The 18,813-nt window shown below is 60.3% G+C and carries 12 protein-coding genes and 1 pseudogene; 2 read left to right on the top strand and 11 right to left on the bottom strand.

The window, feature by feature from the left end:
* Positions 1-27: 27 nt before the first annotated feature.
* The 5 genes and pseudogenes from LAP85_16100 to purH all read right to left on the bottom strand — a co-directional run bounded on the left by LAP85_16100 (position 28) and on the right by purH (position 7,393).
* The gene (locus LAP85_16100) at positions 28-2,712 is read right to left on the bottom strand and encodes a ComEC/Rec2 family competence protein (protein ID MBZ5497926.1); all 2,685 of its coding nucleotides are present in this window, start codon (positions 2,710-2,712) and stop codon (positions 28-30) included.
* A 116-nt stretch (positions 2,713-2,828) separates the two neighbouring features.
* The gene (locus LAP85_16095) at positions 2,829-4,061 is read right to left on the bottom strand and encodes a class I SAM-dependent RNA methyltransferase (GenBank protein ID MBZ5497925.1); all 1,233 of its coding nucleotides are present in this window, start codon (positions 4,059-4,061) and stop codon (positions 2,829-2,831) included.
* A 97-nt stretch (positions 4,062-4,158) separates the two neighbouring features.
* Complete coding sequence (locus tag LAP85_16090; protein MBZ5497924.1) at positions 4,159-4,932, bottom strand: hypothetical protein; 774 nt, start codon at positions 4,930-4,932, stop codon at positions 4,159-4,161.
* A gap of 160 nt (positions 4,933-5,092) precedes the next feature.
* Entirely contained in the window at positions 5,093-5,857 is a 765-nt protein-coding gene (locus LAP85_16085) for a type III pantothenate kinase (GenBank protein ID MBZ5497923.1), read from the bottom strand.
* Positions 5,858-5,894: 37 nt separating this feature from the next.
* A pseudogene (gene purH, locus LAP85_16080) lies at positions 5,895-7,393 on the bottom strand (bifunctional phosphoribosylaminoimidazolecarboxamide formyltransferase/IMP cyclohydrolase).
* Positions 7,394-7,790: 397 nt separating this feature from the next.
* Between purH and LAP85_16075 the strand changes: the two are divergent.
* Positions 7,791-8,036 (top strand): cold-shock protein, encoded by a 246-nt coding sequence (locus tag LAP85_16075; GenBank protein MBZ5497922.1) that lies wholly within the window; start codon positions 7,791-7,793, stop codon positions 8,034-8,036.
* Here LAP85_16075 and LAP85_16070 read toward each other — a convergent pair.
* The gene (locus LAP85_16070; GenBank protein ID MBZ5497921.1) at positions 8,028-8,603 is read right to left on the bottom strand and encodes a hypothetical protein; all 576 of its coding nucleotides are present in this window, start codon (positions 8,601-8,603) and stop codon (positions 8,028-8,030) included. The two genes, LAP85_16075 and LAP85_16070, sit on opposite strands and share 9 nt — an antisense overlap.
* Positions 8,604-8,809: 206 nt before the next feature.
* Here LAP85_16070 and selA point away from each other — a divergent pair, with 206 nt between their 5' ends.
* A complete protein-coding gene (selA, locus tag LAP85_16065) occupies positions 8,810-10,222 on the top strand; it encodes an L-seryl-tRNA(Sec) selenium transferase (GenBank protein ID MBZ5497920.1) in 1,413 nt (470 codons plus the stop codon).
* A gap of 89 nt (positions 10,223-10,311) precedes the next feature.
* Here the strand turns inward: selA and rnr are convergent, their stop codons facing one another.
* The 5 genes from rnr to LAP85_16040 form a co-directional block, all read right to left on the bottom strand.
* Positions 10,312-12,498 (bottom strand): ribonuclease R, encoded by a 2,187-nt coding sequence (gene rnr, locus LAP85_16060; protein MBZ5497919.1) that lies wholly within the window; start codon positions 12,496-12,498, stop codon positions 10,312-10,314.
* Between the two features lie 57 nt (positions 12,499-12,555).
* The gene (locus LAP85_16055; GenBank protein MBZ5497918.1) at positions 12,556-13,134 is read right to left on the bottom strand and encodes a Mut7-C RNAse domain-containing protein; all 579 of its coding nucleotides are present in this window, start codon (positions 13,132-13,134) and stop codon (positions 12,556-12,558) included.
* 145 nt (positions 13,135-13,279) lie between these two features.
* A complete protein-coding gene (gene gatB, locus LAP85_16050) occupies positions 13,280-14,749 on the bottom strand; it encodes an Asp-tRNA(Asn)/Glu-tRNA(Gln) amidotransferase subunit GatB (protein MBZ5497917.1) in 1,470 nt (489 codons plus the stop codon).
* A gap of 442 nt (positions 14,750-15,191) precedes the next feature.
* Positions 15,192-16,118 carry a tRNA (adenosine(37)-N6)-dimethylallyltransferase MiaA gene (gene miaA, locus LAP85_16045; protein MBZ5497916.1) on the bottom strand — a complete coding sequence of 309 codons (927 nt, stop codon included), beginning with the start codon at positions 16,116-16,118 and terminating at the stop codon, positions 15,192-15,194.
* 238 nt (positions 16,119-16,356) lie between these two features.
* A complete protein-coding gene (locus LAP85_16040) occupies positions 16,357-18,777 on the bottom strand; it encodes a SpoIID/LytB domain-containing protein (protein ID MBZ5497915.1) in 2,421 nt (806 codons plus the stop codon).
* Between the last annotated feature and the right edge of the window lie 36 nt (positions 18,778-18,813).

The raw sequence follows: 18,813 nt of genomic DNA, 5'->3' as shown, positions 1-18,813 counted from the left end.
AAAAACTCATCACTCGTTTTTCAGTCGTCAATCGCTTTCCAGAACACCTTGTTCCAGGACCCCAAGGGCGTAGCTGCTCAGGGTGTATCGGGTGCCGTCGGTTTCCAGGAAAATGCCGCCCTGGTCCATCGTGAGCAGCGGCCTTGCTCCATGGCGCAGGAGACGAAGCAGCGTTTCCCGGGACGGATTCTGGAATGGGTTTTTCCGTCCTGCGGAAATCACGGCCCAACGGGGCCGCACGCGATCGAGAAAACGATCGAGCGTGGCGCTGCGGCTGCCATGGTGTGCGACTTTCAGCAGAAGGCTGTGCAACTCTGCTGCGCCCGACAGGACTACCGCTTCGCCGGATCCCTCCAGATCTCCGGCCAGCAGCGCGGAGAAGCGGCCGAACTCCAGGCGCATGACCGCAGAAACATCGTTCAGAGAGCGGGCAGGTCTGCCTGCCGGAGGGTTCAAAGTGCGCACGACCACGCCTGCCAGGTGGTACTCTTCTCCTGCCGTGATGGCGCGAATGGGCACCCGGGCCGCGTGCGCTGCTTCAAGAACACGCGCCTGAACCGGTTCATCGCCGGCATCCCCGTAGCCCAGGCGGCCTGCAGGAAAGTTCTGTAACAGTACCGGCATGCCTCCGGCATGATCCTGGTGTGGATGCGTCAAGACAGCCTGATCCAGGGCTACAATCCATCGTGACCACAGAAACCGGCTGACGACGGCTTCACCGATATCGAAAGGGTTCGCATCTTCAAGTTTGGTAGCGTCCACGCGAAGCCCGCCGGCATCGATGACCCAGACGCGTGCGTCGGGGAACTGGATGACCATGGAATCGCCCTGGCCGACATCGAGAAAGGACAACCGGAGCAGGGGGGCATTTCCGGCGCGGCCCGCGCCACGCGAAGTCGGGAGCAGAGCGATGCCGGCTGGAGGCAGGATCCTCAATTCGGCCAGTGACAAGCCGGCGATCTCTAATCCCACGAACGCGCAGGCAATCCACAAATGGCGCCACCGGAGGAAGCACCACAGAAAAACCAGGAGGAATCCTGCGAAAACCCAGAGACCCGATGGAGTCGGGCAACGCAGCCATGCACCCGGGAGCGCAGAGAACCAGCGGTTGGCGTCCAGCAGCAGCGAAGCAGACATGCCGGCAATACGGAAAGCCGGCCACGCCGAGGGCGCCACACTCGTTAGCGCTTCGGCAGCAATGCCCGCCGCCAGCACCAGAGAAGAGAGGGGAACCACCGCCAGGTTTGCTGCTGGTGCCACCCAACTCAACCGGTTGAAATAATAAGCAAGCACCGGCTCGAGCCAGACCTGCACGGAGATCGATATCAAAAGCATGCTCCCGATCATGAATCCGATGGTGGCGGCCGCCCGGAACGAAGCCCGCATAACCCGCTCCAGCCTCGGATGAAACCGGTCGGCGCAGGCTTCTGCGAGCACTTCGGCCCGAAACCGCAGGCGGCGCCCCTGCGACTGCCATTTCCCCGTCTGCAGGTGCAACCTTTCGGGGTCGCCGGCATGTCGCATAGGGTCCAACAGCGGACGCAGCGCCCGCTCAATGGCGGGCAGCCCCATCAAGACAATGGCCGTGACCGAAAGGAAAGACAGCTGGAATCCGGCGTCCTGGAGCCATCCGGGACGCGCGCACAGCAGCAGAAACGCGCAAGCGAGGACGATGTTTGCCGGGGATGACCGGCGAAAGAGGCTCTGGCCGATCAGGTACAGCGTGAACATCCAGAGCGCCCGCGTGATGCTGGCCTGAAAGCCTACCAGGCAAGTAAAAAACAGGATACCGGATGCAGCCAGCAGCCGCGCGCCGGCGGCGGGCACCTGCAGGAGCCGAAACAGCTGAATGAGGATCCAGGCGATTGTGCTCACATGCAGGCCGGATACCACCAGGACATGATAGGTCCCGGCGTTTTGAAACTGGGCGCGCGTCTCGCCGGAAAGCTCCACGTAATCACCGAGAACGATGCTGGACAGGACAGCCGCCCTCTGCGGATTTCCCTCCTGCCCCAATCTCAGGAGTTGCCGATGGAGAGAGCGCCGCACCGCCGCGGTGGCACGATCCCAGGGGGTACCGAAGTCCCGGGGCAGGATTTCGAGCAGCCGAGGCGATTTAACCCGGGCCAGGAGATGAATCCCGCGCCGTGCCAGCAGGCTGACACGATCGGGCGAACCCGGATTCTGAAAATTTCGCGGCAGGTCGCATTCGGCCCAGGCCCGCACCCTGTCGCCATAGATCAGCGCTGCTCCGGGAACTTGTGGATCGTCGGGCACAGCGACCCTGAGCTGCACTCTGCCCCTGGCGGTGATCCACACATCCTTGCGGCGCAAGCCGCGCAGTTCGATGGTCGTTACCACGTCCGGACCGCGCTGGAAGCTATCCTCGAGCACGCAGGCATCGAGCATGACCTGTTCACCGGGCTGAAGGGACCCGCACGACAGCAAGGAGCGCACGTCGTCGCGGGCATATCCGTCCCGGTCTGCCAACCCGAGCAGGAGCCCGTCCAGCGCGAGTGCGCACAGCACCAGACCCAGGCACAGGTTCAACCGGCCCCTGACGAAAGCGAGGAACGCCGCGCAGATGAAGGTGCCCGTGGCGAGTGCCAGCGCTGCAAAGCTGTATTGGAGGAGCAGGGTTGAAGCCGCGATCCCACCGGCCAGGCATGCCGTCAATGCCGCGAATGGCACTTCTCCCCAGTGACCCGGCATAACAATCCTTGGCGCGCGCAAGCTTGCTTACGCGTTGGCAGGCATTCACGTCCAAGCCATCGCGCCTGCGCCGGGGCAAAGGCGCCGGCAGGCTGCCGCACTCCAAGGCGAATGAGTCAGCGGCGTCTCAGGCGCACGACTGATTCGCAGTGGAAAGTCTGGGGAAACATGTCCAGGCCTGCGATGGAATCAATCCGATAGTCGCGCGCAGGCAGCCCGGCCAGATCTCTGATCAATGTCTGTGGATCACAGGAGACGTAGACGACGGTTTCAGGCACCCACTCCGCAAGACGTTTCATGACCTCCAGCCCCGCTCCGGTGCGGGGAGGATCCAGCAGAATCAGGTCAAATGCGGGCGCCGAGACCGAACCGATGGCGTGCACCCAATCCCGCACATCGGCGCACACCGCCTGGATATTTTCGAGGCGGGCGCTCAAGGCGTTTCTGACGGAGAGACGGTGGGCATATGGGCTGGATTCCACAGAGACGACGTTGTGATAACACCGGGCCAGTGGGAGTGAGAAGAAACCGACCCCCGAAAAGAGATCCAGCGCAGATTTTCCTCGTTCCGCCAGATCCCGCACCGCCGCGATCAGCTCGCCAAGCATAAAGCCGTTCGCCTGGAAAAAGACGGAGGCGGCCGAGGCGTAGACGAATTCACCGACCTGCCTCAAGAGAACATCCTCAGGCAGCTCTCCGGCAGCAGGCTCCGCCGGCCCGGCCTCTGCCCAAACCCATCTTCCATCCCCGGCGCATGCGAGCTCCAGCTCCTTCTCCCCCGACCCGAAACGCCCTTCTCGATGAGCGCTGCGCGCACTGTCCAATGCTTCATTGAGTGGCGTCTGCAGCAGTGGGCACACGCTCACGTCCTCGACGGTGTGCGAGCGGTGGCGAAAAAACCCGACCACCGACTGCGCCCCGGCGCCGCGCAACTGCAGTCGGGCGCGAGATCGGTAGCCGAACGGCTCCGGACAGGCCGTCATGGAGATCAGCAGCTTCCTGGTTTCGGGGAAGTGGTGGTGAAACAGCTCTTCGAGGATTTTCCGCTTTGTCTCGACCTGGAGGGCATAGTCCAGGCATTGCCACTGACAGCCGCCACACTTTCCGAAATGCGGGCAGCAAGGGTCGCGTCGTCCCGGTCCCGGCTGCAATATCCGCGTGACCGCGGCGCGGATGAAACCCTTCTTGCGCTCGACGGGGCGGACTTCGACCCGATCACCCGGAACGGTGAAGGGGACGAAGACTACCTTACCTTTGTGCCGCCCTAATCCGTCGCCTCCGAAGACGAGTTTTTCAATCTCCAGCTCAAAGCGCTCGGAGGCAGCGGCAGTGCGATCGTTGCGTTTCATGACTGTGATTCCATCCGATCCAGCCGGGTGTGCGGCCCCTCCAACTTAACCTGAGAGCCAGAGCTTCGGCTGGCGCCCGGTCCCGGCAAGACTCAGCCTACATGTGAAAGAGGCTTAACTCGCCCACCGCGAAATACCGGTGGATCTTCGTGCGCAGGAAGTTCTCCAGAATCTTTTCGTAGGTCTCCTTGGGCAGTTTCTTGCGGTAGATCTTCAACTCCTTCCTGGCCTCCAGCTCCCACGCCGCAATCTGCTCCGCTGCTATCGTGGCGTGCAACTCCCCGACGAGCGTCTCGTCAAGAATGGCCAGGTCCCGATCCAGCGCTTCGAAATCCACCTGGTTCTCCGTTTCGAGGTCGCGTGTGATCTCCTCGAGGCGCCGCACGACCCTGTCGATTCCTTCTCCCGACGCGCCTTGCCCTATAGATTGTTTCCCGGACAGCGCTTTTATTTCCGCAATTCTTGCCGCGAGGAACTCGAGAATGGTCTTCTTGTCCGGTCCCTCCAACTCTTCCGATGGCGCCCGTGGAGCGTCGGCTGCGGTGCCGGCCCGTTCTGCCGGCTCCTCACCCAGATGCGAGTCCAGGTGGCGTGCATACTCTTCCATCACGCTCGCGTGACAGTAAAACAGGGTGCTGACTCTCGAATCGCTGCGCGATTGCTTGGCGAAAAAACCGTCCATGGCCCGGTCAATGCCACGCAAAGCGACGTGCAGCGGCACCCCGGAATCACGCCAGGTGGCGATCAGACTCCAGTCCATGGGGGAGACGAAAAGGTGCCTGCCCCGTCGCCGGACGAAATGTTCTTCGATCTCGGTGAAGTAGTTGTAGTAGTTCATGGCGAAAAATGTGTCGGCCCTATTATGAAACAAGAAGTCAGGAGTCAGAAGTCAGGAGAGAGCGAATTGCAGTTTATTCCGTGGACTGAATGCAAGCCCCGGCCAATGCCAAAGGGGATTCTGGCGACATGTGCCTTTTGCGGACATTGACGGGAATCGGTTCCTCTATTTTGACTCCTGACTCCTTCCGAAGTCATTTCTTCAGACGCTGGTAAATCAGGCGCATTCCCTCCAGGGTGAGGTTCTTGTCCACGGAATCGATTTCCTCGCATGCCGGGGAAATCAGTTCAGCAAGTCCGCCGGTCGAGACCACATGTGCTCCTTCGAGTTCCTCTTTCATGCGCCGCAGAATTCCGTCCACCAGCCCGGCGTACCCCCAATACAGGCCAGACTGGATACTGCCGACCGTTGAATCGCCTATGACCTTGCGCGGCTGCCGCACCTCGACCCGCGGCAGGCGTGCGGCCTTCAGAAAGAGCGCCTCGGCGGAGATTCCGATACCGGGAGCAATCACGCCCCCGAGATACTCGCCATGATCCGAGATTGCGTCAAACGTGGTTGCGGTGCCGAAATCCACCACGATGGCAGGACCGCCAAATTGTTCGTAGGCCGCCACCGCGTTGACGATCCGATCCGCGCCCACATCCTCAGGAGGGTGATAGCGCACCGGCATGCCCATGTCCATAGTGGGATCGATGAACAGCGGCTGAATTCCAAAGTACCTCAAGGCCATTTCTTCCAGGGCAGGGCAGGACGGCGGCACCACAGAAGAGATCACAATGGCCGAAACGGCTCCCGTCGAGATTTCGCCCAGATTGAAAAGCGTGCGCAGCAGAATCCCCCACTCGTCTGCAGTTCGATCGCGCTCCGTGGCCAGGCGCCAGCAATGAAGAAGCTCATCCTGCCGGTATACACCCAGGACGGTATTCGTATTCCCCACATCGAGGACCATGAGCATCGGGTCTCTCCCCGCTAAGGAATTGAAATTGTATCCCTCAATGCCGGAAATGGCGGATGCCGGTGAAGACCATTGCCATGTCGTGGGCATCTGCGGCTTCGATCGCCTCGGCATCTTTCACAGACCCACCCGGCTCGATGATTGCCTTCACTCCATACCCGGCCGCGGTGATAATTCCATCCGGAAACGGGAAAAAAGCGTCCGAGGCCATGACGCATCCAGGCAGCGGCAGCACCGCGCGTTGAGCTGCCAGCCTTACGGAGTCCACGCGGCTCATTTGTCCGGCACCGACGCCGAGTGTGCGCGTGGTGTCGCAGAGGACGATGGCGTTCGACTTGACGTGCTTTACCACGCGCCAGCCGAACATGAATGGAGATCCCGATCCTGCACCAGGAATCCGCCGCGGATTTCGCGGTGCTCCAGCGGCGCAGGAGCCTGTGGCGGCATGCGCAAGAGCCGCAGGTTTTTCTTGGTCTGGAGTAATTCCAGTGCCTTTTCGGAAAAGTCCGGGGCGAGCACGACCTCGACAAAGGTGGCCGCAATCTCTTTGGCAACATCGTCCTCCAGCTTGCGGTTGAAGGCCACGACCGAGCCGAAGGCGGAGACGGGATCGCACTCGCGGGCCATGACGTAGGCATCACGAAGGCCGTCGGCCTGAGCCACTCCGCAAGGATTGGTGTGCTTAATGATGACGGCCGCTGTCCGGTCGAACTCGCACACCAGGCCCCAGGCTGCGTCGGAGTCAAGCAAGTTGTTGTAACTGAGCTCTTTCCCCTGGAGTACGTCGGCTCCCGCGACCCCGGTACGCGACTGTGAAATCCGCTCGTAAAGCGCGGCTCGCTGATGAGGATTCTCTCCATAGCGGAGATCCTTGACCTTCTGCAAGGCAAGGATATCAAGGGGTGGCAAGCCCTGTCCGGCCTTCACGGGACCTTGCGCCGACCATATCCTTTCAGAGAAATAGGCCGCAATGACACCGTCGTATGACGCGGTATGAGCAAAAGCTTTCTGGGCGAGAATGAACCTGGTGGCGGCGCCCAGGCTGCAGTTGTGTGCCTTCAACTCCTGAAGAATCCATGGGTAATCACGCGGATCGGTCAGAACGGCGACGGAGTCGCTGTTCTTGGCGGCAGACCGTATCATGCTGGGTCCGCCGATATCGATCTGTTCCACGACCTCCGGGAACCTCGAGCCCTCCCTGGCGGCGGCTTCGCGGAACGGGTAGAGGTTCACCACAACCAAGTCGATCGGCTGGATACCCTGCACCCGCATCTGTTCCAGGTGCGACGCGCTGCTGCGGATCGCGAGCAGCCCGCCATGGATCCTGGGATGGAGCGTCTTCACGCGGCCATCGAGAATCTCCGGAAAACCGGTATAGTCCGACACCTCGACCACCGGAATTCCCTGACCTCGCAAGAATTTGGCGGTTCCGCCGGTTGACAGCAGCTCCACGTTGCTGTCGTGCAGATAGCGTGCCAACTCCGCAAGGCCCGTCTTATCAGAGACGCTCACCAGTGCACGTCGGATCGAAATCAAGGCAGCCTCCTTAATTAGAGAATACTAATTTGTGACATCTTTATCGCCAACCCTGGATCGGTGAAATTTGATTCCGGAGGTTGCGCGCCGGCTCCCCAAGTCCGGCTTGCGACGCCGGCGTGATTGTAGCAGGCGGAGCCATTCTCGATGACGGCGCCATCGCTGATTGGCGCGCATCGTCCCGCCGCCTGACATTTTTGGATTGCCCTTTCAATCGCAGCGGATAGTATACGATCCACCGGGGGGAATAAAAGTACATTTTTCCCCTTGACAATGGCGAATAGCCTCTAATAGGCTGGATCAAAATTGGTAATTGCACATTAAGATCTCTAATGTCCGGCGGACTTAGGGTGATTTGGGCCCTGTCGTCTGCGATTGCGGCGTTAGGAGGGGAAGCATGGCCAGAATCACCGGCACAGTGAAATGGTTCAATAATACAAAAGGCTACGGATTCATCTCACAGAATTCCGGAGCTGATGTCTTCGTTCATTACAGTGCGATTCGCGAGAAGGGATACAAAACTCTACGGGAGGGTGAAGCCGTCGAGTTCGACATCAAAATGGGGCCTCGCGGCCCCCAAGCAGAAAATGTGGTAAGGCTGGAATCGCAACAGCAGCAGCAACAGCAACAAGCTTCAGCCTGACGCGCTGTTGTCCGCCTTGGCCGTGAATTTGAGTGTTTTTTCCTCAAGTGCAATCCGGAAAGTGACGCTCGCGCATTGATACTTCTTTTTGATGCCCTGTGTCTGGTTCGCAATGTAGCTTGCGAACTGCTGGTAGGAGATGCTGGGCGACTCCTTCGTATGATCTCCCCTCATGCGAAGCAACTCGTCGTACAAGTGTCGTACTTTGTCTGCTTCAGCCTTAGGATCGCTGATCGAGATCTGAACTCGTCGGTGCGAGGAATCGGCCTGTGTATCGGAGGATGAGGAGGGTCCCGGAACATCCTGGAGCCCTTCTGCAGATTCGCGCTCCTGCTGGGTGCGCCGCCACAGATCGCGGTAGACATAGAAGCGCGCGATCAAGGTATTATACCGGAATCGTTGGGAAAAGCTCATGTCGACGGCCTCGGCCAGCCGCTTGACCAGCTTTTCAACGCGCATTCGCAGGTCGTCGGGAGCCCTCTTGCGGTTGCCGACGAAGAAGATATCGTACTCAACCTTCAAACGGCGGATCGATTCGTCCAGGAGGGTCAGGTCGTCATCGTACACTTTGGTTAAGCCCCGCCTCTGTCCAAGTTAATATCACCAGACACCCGAAAACCCAGATAAAGGGGATAATCCGATTTTCGGTCTGCTGCCCTGCGTCCAAGCCAGATCAAAACCGTAGAATTGCTGTGTCCCGTTTTTCTGTTTTTCACGGCTATATTTCGGGTGTCAAGATTGACAGCCCTCCGGGGCTGTGTTGAAATGGCGCAATGGCTCAAGATCAGAACGCTTTGCAGGAGCTGCTGCGCCAGATTCCGGCAGTCGATCAGCTTCTGCTGCGGCCCACGGTGGCGGCCTGGGTCAGCCGCACCAGCCACGGCTTTGTCGTCTCCGAGATCCATGGCCTGCTCCATCTGGTTAGGGCCGCTCTGCGCTCAGGTAACGCAACTACAGACACCCCGATCGATCTGGCCAGTCTCGAACTGCAGCTGGAGCAGAGACTGCAGCGACGGTTGCGCCCTGCCTTGGTGACGGTTGTGAACGCGACTGGAGTCATTCTGCACACAAACCTGGGTCGCGCGCCACTTTCGGCTTCGGCCCAAAAGAACTTATCGGCAGTCGCAGCTCATTACACTAACCTCGAGTATGATTTGGTGGCGGGTGCTCGATCTCATCGCGACCTGCTGATCGAGCCCGTCTTGAACGAAGTGCTGGGCTGCGAGTCCGCTACCGTGGTCAACAACAACGCCGCGGCCGTCTTCCTGATCCTGAATACTCTGGCCTCCGGGAAAGAGGTGGTGATCTCACGGGGTGAGCTGATTGAAATCGGAGGCTCCTTCCGCATACCGGATATTCTGGCGCGCAGCGGCGCCCGAATGCGCGAGGTGGGCACCACCAACAAGACGCGGATCGGCGATTACCAGGCCGCCATCGGGCCCGATACCGGGATGATTCTGCGCATCCATCCGAGCAACTACCGCATTCGCGGATTTACGGAGAGGCCCGGCTTGCCGGAGTTGATCGACCTTGCGCACCGCCACCAGTTGCCCTTGGTAGAGGACATCGGCAGCGGCTGCCTCGTCGACCTCCGGCCCTATGGTATTGCCGATGAACCACGGGCGCAGGACAGCATCGCGGCCGGCGCCGACCTGGTTTGCTTCAGTGCCGACAAGCTTCTCGGCGGACCTCAGGCCGGCATCATTGCCGGGTTGTGCCGTTGGCTCGACATGATCCGAAGGAATCCGCTCATGCGCATTTTGCGCGTGGAGAAGCTCGTTTACGGAGCGCTCGAGGCGACTCTGGCAAGCTACCGTACGGGACAGGCTTTCCTGGAAATCCCGGTGCTGCGCCTGCTGTCGATATCTCGACGAGAGCTCCGGCGCAGGTGCGGCCGCTTTCTGCGCGCGCTCACGCCGAGGCTTCCCGAAGGGGTGCGCGCCGTTTTTCAGGATGGGAGCTCGGTCGTCGGCGGCGGCTCCTGCCCCGACTCCAGCCTTGAGACGGTGCTGCTTGCGGTCGTGTCGGATCGGCACTCTGCCCGCAGCATCGAGCAGCATCTCCGTTTGCAGCATCCCTCCATCATCGTGCGCGTGGAGGACGACAGGATTCTCCTCGACCTGCGCACGGTATTTCCTGCCCAGGAGAGACTCCTGCTGGGAGCACTGGCCCAGGCGCTTCTCTGATTTTGGATGTCGGCCATTCCGCCTGAATGGCATGGCCTGCCAAAAACCGAGATTCCTGGCCGAGCGGATCGGCGACGGCCGATGATTGCTCACCCGAGCACACGTACAACCGAGAATGTGAGCCGGCAGGTTTCCTGGTCGGCAAGGTCCAGGCGCACCACGACTTTGGATCCAAGCGCGAAGCGGCGATGGAGGCGCTCGCCGACAAAGGAATGGGTGTCTTCCTGGTAGAAGTAACGATCGTCGATGAGTGTGCCTGCAGGGACGAATCCTTCCACGTAGTGCTCCAGCAGCTCCACGAAAAATCCCTGGCGAATGACCGAGAAGACGATGCCCTCGAATTCGTCACCGACTTTGTCGGCCATGAACTGCACTTTCTTGATCTTCTCGATCTCTCTCTCCGCCTCGCCGGCATTGCGCTCGCGCGCCGACATCCAGGCAGCGATCTCAGGCAGCCGTGCGGACATTTTTGCCTGCCACGCTTCCGAAGGATGCTTCCTGAGGCACTCCTTCAGGAGCCTGTGGAGTATCAGGTCGGGATAACGCCGGATGGGGGAAGTGAAGTGGGTGTACTCGGATGTGGCGAGTCCGAAGTGCCCCAGATTTTCAGCCGAATAGCGGGCTTGCATGAAAGAGCGCAGCATCAGGTAGGCGAGGAACCGACCCTCGGTTCTGCCCTCGAGTCGGGCAACGAACTTCTGGAAATCGCGGGGGCGGTATTGGCCGTTGTGGCTTTCGAGGCGGTGCCCCAGCGCGCCGGCGAACTCCGCGAAATCTTCCACCTTCTGTGGATCAGGCTCTTCGTGAACTCGATAGAGCGCGGGCCCGCCTGATTCGGTCAACCGCTCCGCCACGGTTTCATTGGCGAGCAGCATGAACTCTTCAATGATGCGGTGGGCGATATTTCGTTCGGCGGGAACGACGCGGATCACCCGCCCGTTCCGGTCAAACTCAATTTCCGCTTCCGGCAGGTCGAAATCCACGGCGCCGCGGCGGTACCTTTTCCCGGACAGAATAATGCAGAGTTCTTCCATGGTTTCGAACAGGGGCAGGAGCTGGGCATAACGGCTTCGTTCTGACGGATCTCTCTGCACCAGGATCCGCGCCACGGAGGTGTAGGTCATGCGCGCGCGGCTGCGAAGAACGGCTTCAGTAAAACGCCTCTGGATGACTTGGCCATGCCCGTCGATTTCCATGATCACAGAGAAAACAAGCCGGTCCTCATTGGGCTTCAGGCAGCAGATTCCGTTCGACAGTTTGGGCGGGAGCATCGGAATGGCGCGATCCGGGAAGTATACAGACGTGCCCCGGGTATAGGCGTCGGCATCGAGGGCGGTGTCATCGCGCACGTAGTGCGAGACGTCTGCGATGTGAACGCCAAGGAGAAAGTGTCCGGAAGGCAGCTTTTCGAGAGTGACGGCGTCGTCGAAGTCGCGCGCGGTTTCACCGTCAATGGTCACTGCCGTCTCGTCACGAAAGTCTTCGCGTTCCGCACAATCCTGCTCCAGCACGCGGTCCGTAATCGCGGCCGCCTCCTCTTCAGTCCGGATGCTGAATTCCACCGGCAGGCCGTACTTATGCTCTACGATTTTGTATTCTATGTCCTTGTCGCCTGGATATCCCAGGACCTCGATCACGCGCCCGCGCGGGCTCTGATTCTTTCCCGGAGGCATCAGCAGGGTTACCACCACTACCTGACCATTTCTGGCGTTCTTGCTCTGCTGGGGTGGAATCAGGATGTCCTGGAACATGCGCGTGTCGAGGGGCACAACCATGGGAAAGCGCGGATGCTCGTAGTAGCGCCCCACGATGCTTGGGTGTGCGCGTTCCAGCACGCGCAGCACCGTGCCTTCGAGCCGCTCTTCCGGCTTGCCTGCGTCCGGGTGTGGGTGGCGGCCCGGTCTGGAGACACGTTTCTTCCTGATCACCTTGATCAACACCCGATCTCCGTGCAGGGCTTCCTCCATGTTCCTGGAGGGAATGAAAATGTCCTGGCCGTATTTCGAGCGGTCTTCGAGTCGCACGAATCCGTACCCGTCACGGTGGCAGATCAGAATCCCGGAAACCAGAGCCTCTCTGGACGGGAGTGCATACTGGCCCCTCTTGATGCGGTGAATGATGCCTTGGGAATCAAGCTCATCCAGATAGCGCTGCAGATTGCGCCGCTCATCGCTGTCAAGGTCCAGCCATCGCACTACGTCCCGGAAAGTGAATGTCCGGGCTTCAAGCCCGCGGACAAACTTCAACACCTCCTGTTTTTGCGCCGCCGTCAGCAATTCCGATCCTCCTGTGCGCAATGATACCAGCAAAGAATCTCAACTGCTCCGATAGCCTCAACTTCGAGGAGGACGTTGACTTATAATCGGTCCACAGATGAGTTTTTCAAAGGTCCGCAGAATAGACTGGCGGTGGGTTCCGGCCCAATAGATCCTGCCACACTTCGGGCAGCACTTGAAACTGGCCTGAGTCTCGTACACGAACGCAGGAACTTTTCCGCGCACCTTTTCACGCGGGATTTCCAGCAAGGCGTCGTTGCAGGACAGGCAGCGGGTCAGGATGCCCGGCAAGCAGGTGGTGCGGGTAACCTGGAACACCTGCTTCAGCTGAGACTGGATGGTCTCACTCTCGAGAAAGATGAACCGCTCCACGGCTCTGCGTACCAGGAGACGCGTGTCGCGGGAGAGCAGGATTCGACCCTCCTGGCGTGACAAGGCCACCAACTCATCGTCCGTAAAGCGGTTGGAGTAGAGGACATCAAATCCGGCGATGCGCAGCCATTTGGCCAGGCGACCGAGCATGACATCGGCTACGAACAGCGGTCTGGGGCTGTCGGCTTGCGGCGAGAACGCCTTCGAGCGGATCTGTCGCTGCCGCAGCGACGCCGCCTTCCTGCGAGACTCCGATTTGTTCATTTCCGACCTCGGACCTTCCGACATCCGACCGAAGACGGGCGCCGATAGAGAGTATAGCTGCCAGAAATGGCTCGCCGGACGGGTATTCTGACTCCTAACCCCCTTCACCGGCACGGCCGCAGGTCGAAGGTCTGAGGTCGGATCCCTACTCTTTGAGTTTTCTTCTCAACAGGTCGTTCAGGAGCTGTGGATTGGCCTGGCCCCTGGTTTCCTTCATCACCTGTCCGACGAAATAGCCGAAGAGTTTTTCCTTGCCCGAGCGATAGTCGGCGAGCTGTTTTGGGTTTGCAGCCTTGACCTTGTCAATAGCCTCCTCAAGCGTAGCCTCATCGCTGATCTGGATCAGACCGAGCCGCTTGACGACAGCGATAGGCTCCTCCCCGGAATGGTAGATCTCCTCGAACACCGTCTTGGCGATTTTGCCGGAAATCTCCCCGGTGTCGATCAGACGGATCAGAGCGGCAAGCCGCTCCGGCGGCAGCTGGCACGTTTCGATCTCCTGGCCGGAGTTCTTGAGAGTGTAAGCCAGATCTCCGGTGATCCAGTGAAGCGCTCCGCGCGGATTTCCCGAAATTCCGGCACATTCCTCGAAGTAGGCCGCCATGGCAAGGCTCGAAGTGAGCTGCAGCGCATCATCGCTCGCCAAGGAATACTCCTTCATGAACCGCAGTGTTTTCTCGTGAGGCAATTCGGGCAGAGAATCCTTCAAGCTTGAAATCCACGCAGGATCCAGTTTGAGGGGGGGCAGATCGGGCTCGGGGAAATAGCGGTAGTCGTGAGCCTCCTCCTTGCTCCGCATCACTGCCGTGCTGCCTTTTGCCTCATCCCACAGACGGGTTTCCTGGACGATCCGGCCTCCCTCGGCGATGACCTGCGCCTGCCGGTCGATCTCGTATTCGAGAGCGCGCTGCAGGAAGCGGAAGGAATTGAGATTCTTGATCTCGACCTTGGTGCCGAACGCGGCTGCCCCTGCGGTGCGGACGGAGACATTCGCGTCACAGCGCAAGCTCCCCTCCTCCATGTTGCCATCGCAAACCCCAAGGTAGAGCAGAGTCCTGCGCAGATGCGTCAGATAGTCGTAAGCCTCCTGGCTGCTCCGGAAATCGGGTTCGCTCACGATCTCGATCAAGGGTACACCGCTGCGGTTCAGGTTGACATACGATTTTGCATCGGACTCAGGCATGCCGTCGTGAAGAGATTTGCCCGCGTCTTCCTCGAGGTGCAGCCGGGTGATGCCGAAAACTTTCTCGCGCCGGTTGACGATGTGCCCGTCCTCCGTCCTCTCGCCCGATAGCACTTTCACCGCGCCGCGCACCGCAAGCGGGAGATCGAACTGCGAAATCTGATATCCCTTGGGCAGATCCGGATAGAAGTAGTTCTTGCGGGCGAAAATGGAAATCGGCTCGACGGTGCACCCCAGCGCCAGAGCGGCGCGCACGGCCATGGCTACTGCTTCCCGGTTGAGCACAGGAAGTGCGCCCGGCAGCCCGAGACATACCGGGCACGTCAGCGAGTTGGGCGGAGCGCCGAACCGGGTGCTGCATCCACAAAAGAGCTTGCTGTGCGTGAGGAGCTGCGCGTGCACCTCTAGTCCGATCACGGGCTGGAATTCCATCGGGGGCCTCCGGTTCTGCTCAACGAATCTGTAATTATAGCAACCGCAGCTCTTAAAAAATATCAATGCTCTGCGGTCCCTGCAATCTCAGCGCACCGTGCGTTGAGATTACCGGGATGCGGCTGTGCCGCGCGGTGTTCTTCGTGATCTCTGTCTCAGTTGCGGCCATGCGGTGTCGCCTGCCAGGAACAGAAGTGAGCCGGCACGCTCACTACTGCGGCCGATCTGCTCCGGAGCGCACTGCGGTTATTGTCCGAAGCTAAAGAATTTCAAACAGATGGCGGCTTTCACGGAGAAGATGTCCAAATGGCACAGGACATGCAAGAGAGCGGATGTGGCAGGAGCGCTGCTGATTCCGCACTGCTGAGGGTCAATGAGTTCGAGGGGTCAAAGCGGCGTGTGCGGCTTGGGCCGGGCGGTCCTCGGCAGTGCTCCCCACGACTCAGCCCAGGAATCGGGCGACCTCGGCGGAGCTCCGGTCAAGGAGAGCTTCCGTGCCGGGTGTAGGATCCACCCAGACAATTTCTTGATCGGCACGAAACCAGGTGAGCTGCCGTTTGGCATAGCGACGGCTTTCACGTTGGGTGTCCTCGAGGGCCTGCTCAAGGCTCCATTTTCCCTCCAGATGCCCCGCAATTTGCCGGTAACCGATGGCTTTGAAGGCCTGGCAATCCCTGGGATACCTGGCTATCAGAGTCTCAACTTCCGCGACGAAGCCGCGCCGGAACATCTCTTCGACCCGCTGGTCGATCCTCGCGTACAGCAGGGCGCGGGGCCAGAGGATGCCCACTTTGAGCCAGCGGAATCCTTGAAGACTGTTCTTAGGGCGGCGCTGCCACCAGTTCATCGTATGCCCGGACAGCAGGTAGATTTCATAGGCGCGGATATTGCGCTCGGCATCTGCGGGAGCAAGGCGTGCGGCCGTTTCCGGATCAACGCGACGCAGGGCGCGGTGAATGCTCTCCGGACCTCGCCTGGCCATGATCCTGCGCATGCGGGACCGAAGCACGTCCGACCGCCCCGGTCCTTCGAAAAGTCCTTCGATCAATGCCCGTAGATAGAATCCGGTGCCGCCGACGACGAACGGGATGCGCCCACGCGCCCGGATCACATGCAGTGCCTCACGCCCGCAACGCAGGTAATCCCCGGCAGAGAAGTCGTCGCACGGTTCCCGCAAATCGAGCATGTGGTGGGGGATCTTTTCACACTCGTCCGTCCCGGGCTTTGCCGTGCCGATATCCATGTGCCGATACACCTGGAGCGCGTCGCAGGTGATGATCTCACCGTGGAATCGCTCTGCGAGAGCCATCCCCAAATCGCTCTTGCCTGAGCCTGTCGGACCGACAACCGCGATCGCCGGGTGCGCCATCGTCACATCACCTTCGGAAAGCCTCAACGCAGAGGCCGCAGAGAGGATGAGTTTTTCTCAGCGTCCCCTGCACCTCTCGTGTTGAGATCTTACCTGTGTCAGCCGAGTTTGAGGTAGTAGTGGATGCAGGCGATGATCAGAATAATAGCCGCCAATACGATGATCCCCAGAAGCTGAGAGCGTTGACGATCCATCATCGCGCGGCTCCACGAAGTTCATTCGTCGATGGTCCATCGCCCTAATAGACTTTGCGCAATTCGACGCCCTGATAATAAGTCTTGAGAATCTCCTCGGCGCTGCGCCCGGCCCGTGCCATGCCGACTGCGCCCGTCTGGCATAAGCCGACGCCATGACCCCAGCCACGCCCATCGAAGGTGAAGCTGGCGACGCTGCCGTCGTCGGTGCGCGCGCGTGACAGGGTATAGAGTGTATCTCTCAATCCCAGGGCGCCGCGCGCTTTATATCCATTGACGACCACGGAGCCGCGGCTGCCGATAATTTCCAGTTGGACGACGCGGCCGGAGGCGCCGAAGCGGGCGGGCTTCAGGTCCCGGACTTCCCCCACGTTCCCTGCCAGGGAACGAAGCTTTTCCGCGACCACGGCTCTCGTGATGGTGGTCTGCCATGTTGCCACGGGAGAGAAGCGGTCGCTCGAAGCGCCGCTCGCGCTGAGTTCCACTTCGAGGAAGTCGATCTCGCCATTCGGGTTCTGATGATAGGCCAGCTTCTCGTTGCCGATGACACGCAATCCGCCGACAGGCATGCTCCTGCCGGCCGTAGCCTTGAACAGGCGGACATCCCGGGCGAGGGGCAGCCGCTCGGTGCGGCTGCCCCTCTTGATGATGAGCGTGCTCCTGGAGCCGCCGCCGGCAATCTCGGCGCTTGGTTCCGCCGACACTCCTGTCTTGAGGATTTCGGGGCGCACGGATGTAATCCATCGGATCAGCAGAGCGAGCGCATCACCGCGCTGGACAGGCTGGTTGGGTCTGACGCTGTTGTCCGGGTAGGGTTGCCAGAGCTTCCGCTGGACGAGATAGGCGAGTGCGTGCCGGGCGTCTGCCGGAACGGCCGCCCCATCACTGAAATTGCTCAGATAATAGGCGGTATCGGACTCGGATACACTGCGGTCGATCTCACGCATGCCGAAGAAGTGTTCCGCCGCATAACGCAAGAAGCCGGCGCGCGAAGTAATGCCGGTTTCCTGTGCCGTGCTTTCCTTGTCGGTCTTGCCGGCAAGAAGGCGGCTCTTTTCCAGCCATCCTCTGATTTCATCCGGGCCGGGCATGCCTGCGCACACCTCCGGTGTGATCCGGTCAAAAGAGGTGAGTCCCAGCACTTGTGCCAGCTCCAGCTCGCGGTTGGCTGGGGTGCCATCATCGGCAAAGAGCACCTGGCTGAGCTCATGGCTCCCGCCGATGTTCGCTTCCGGCATGTCGGCGGCGCCGCTCTCCACCGTGCAGAACACGCTCTTTAAATACGGCTTGGGCGCGGCATCGAACACGTCGGCGTAATCCTCCGTGCGTCCGCCGCACGTGGACATGTACATGGCGTCAATGAGACTGCCATCATAATAGATGGCGATGCCGAAGGTCTTCTGCACCGCTGCATTGGAAGCTTCTTTCTCTATGGACACCCCTCCGTAAACCTGCGTGTGGGTATCGTCCGTCAGATCGTAACCATCGGCGCGGTACCGTCCGATGCTTTTTAACGCGTAGGTCCGTGCCGCGATGGCCTGCGCTGCCAGCGCGGCTTCCTGGGGATAGATATCGGGGCTCAGCTCTGCGGGGACAACGCCGAGGAGGTACTCTTCCATGCCGAGCTGGTTCACCACGATCACACGACCATCCTTGCTGAGGCTGATGTCCAGCACTCCCCGATACGGCTTTCCGTTCAACCGCAGGAAGTTCAGGTCTGACACGGGCAGAAAGAGATAGCCCGCACGGCTGAGTTTGAAGAGACTCTCCGGCCCACGCAGAGCCAGCGTCGGCTCTCCTTTGCCTGCTTCCCCGACTTCGCGGACGACGAAGGCGTCGCGGTATCCGGCTTCGGCAAGCGGGCCGGCGGCAAACTGCTGCGCCTCGTTGCGTGTGGCAAACCTGCCGAGCCGGACCTGGTTCGTCCCTGTGGCTGCGTTCTCATGAACCACAGTCGGCATGGAAAACTGCTCGCTCAGTTGCCGGCCCAGCTTTTCGGCCGCCGCCTGATTGGCTAGAGATGCAACCTGAACCCGATAGATTTCCGCGGCTTCCGGCAGGGGGCGCTCCAGCCGGACCTGGACTTGTCCGGTCAGTGTCTGCCGCAGGGCTTCGGGCGTTTTTTCGACAAGAATGAACTCCCCCGCCGCGGAAATCCGCAATTCTTCCGCTGGGACGGTGAGGCCGATCCGGACAGATGGACCTCGCGGGCCCGGGCTGGGCAGAGTGGAAGGGGAGACCGGCGTGCGCTCAATCCCTGCGCCGGTCACTGTTGCAGATGTTGGCGGAGTCACCACAGGGGGAGGAACCGGCGCCGGTTTCTGCGCGGGAATGGTGGCTGCCGGGGGCTGCCGGGGCGGGCTCACCGTTACGGTTTTATGCCCGCATCCGGCCGCCAGCAAGCTACAGAAGACGACAAAAGCGCTGACGGAAATCCGGCATGAGTCGACCGCAGCTCTCCGCATGAATCTCGATCTTCCCCCACTTTCAGTCGTCAGGCT

The sequence above is a fragment of the Terriglobia bacterium genome, assembly GCA_020072565.1.
Taxonomy (GTDB): Bacteria; Acidobacteriota; UBA6911; order UBA6911; family UBA6911; genus JAFNAG01.
This window is presented reverse-complemented; position numbering and strand designations above follow the sequence as displayed.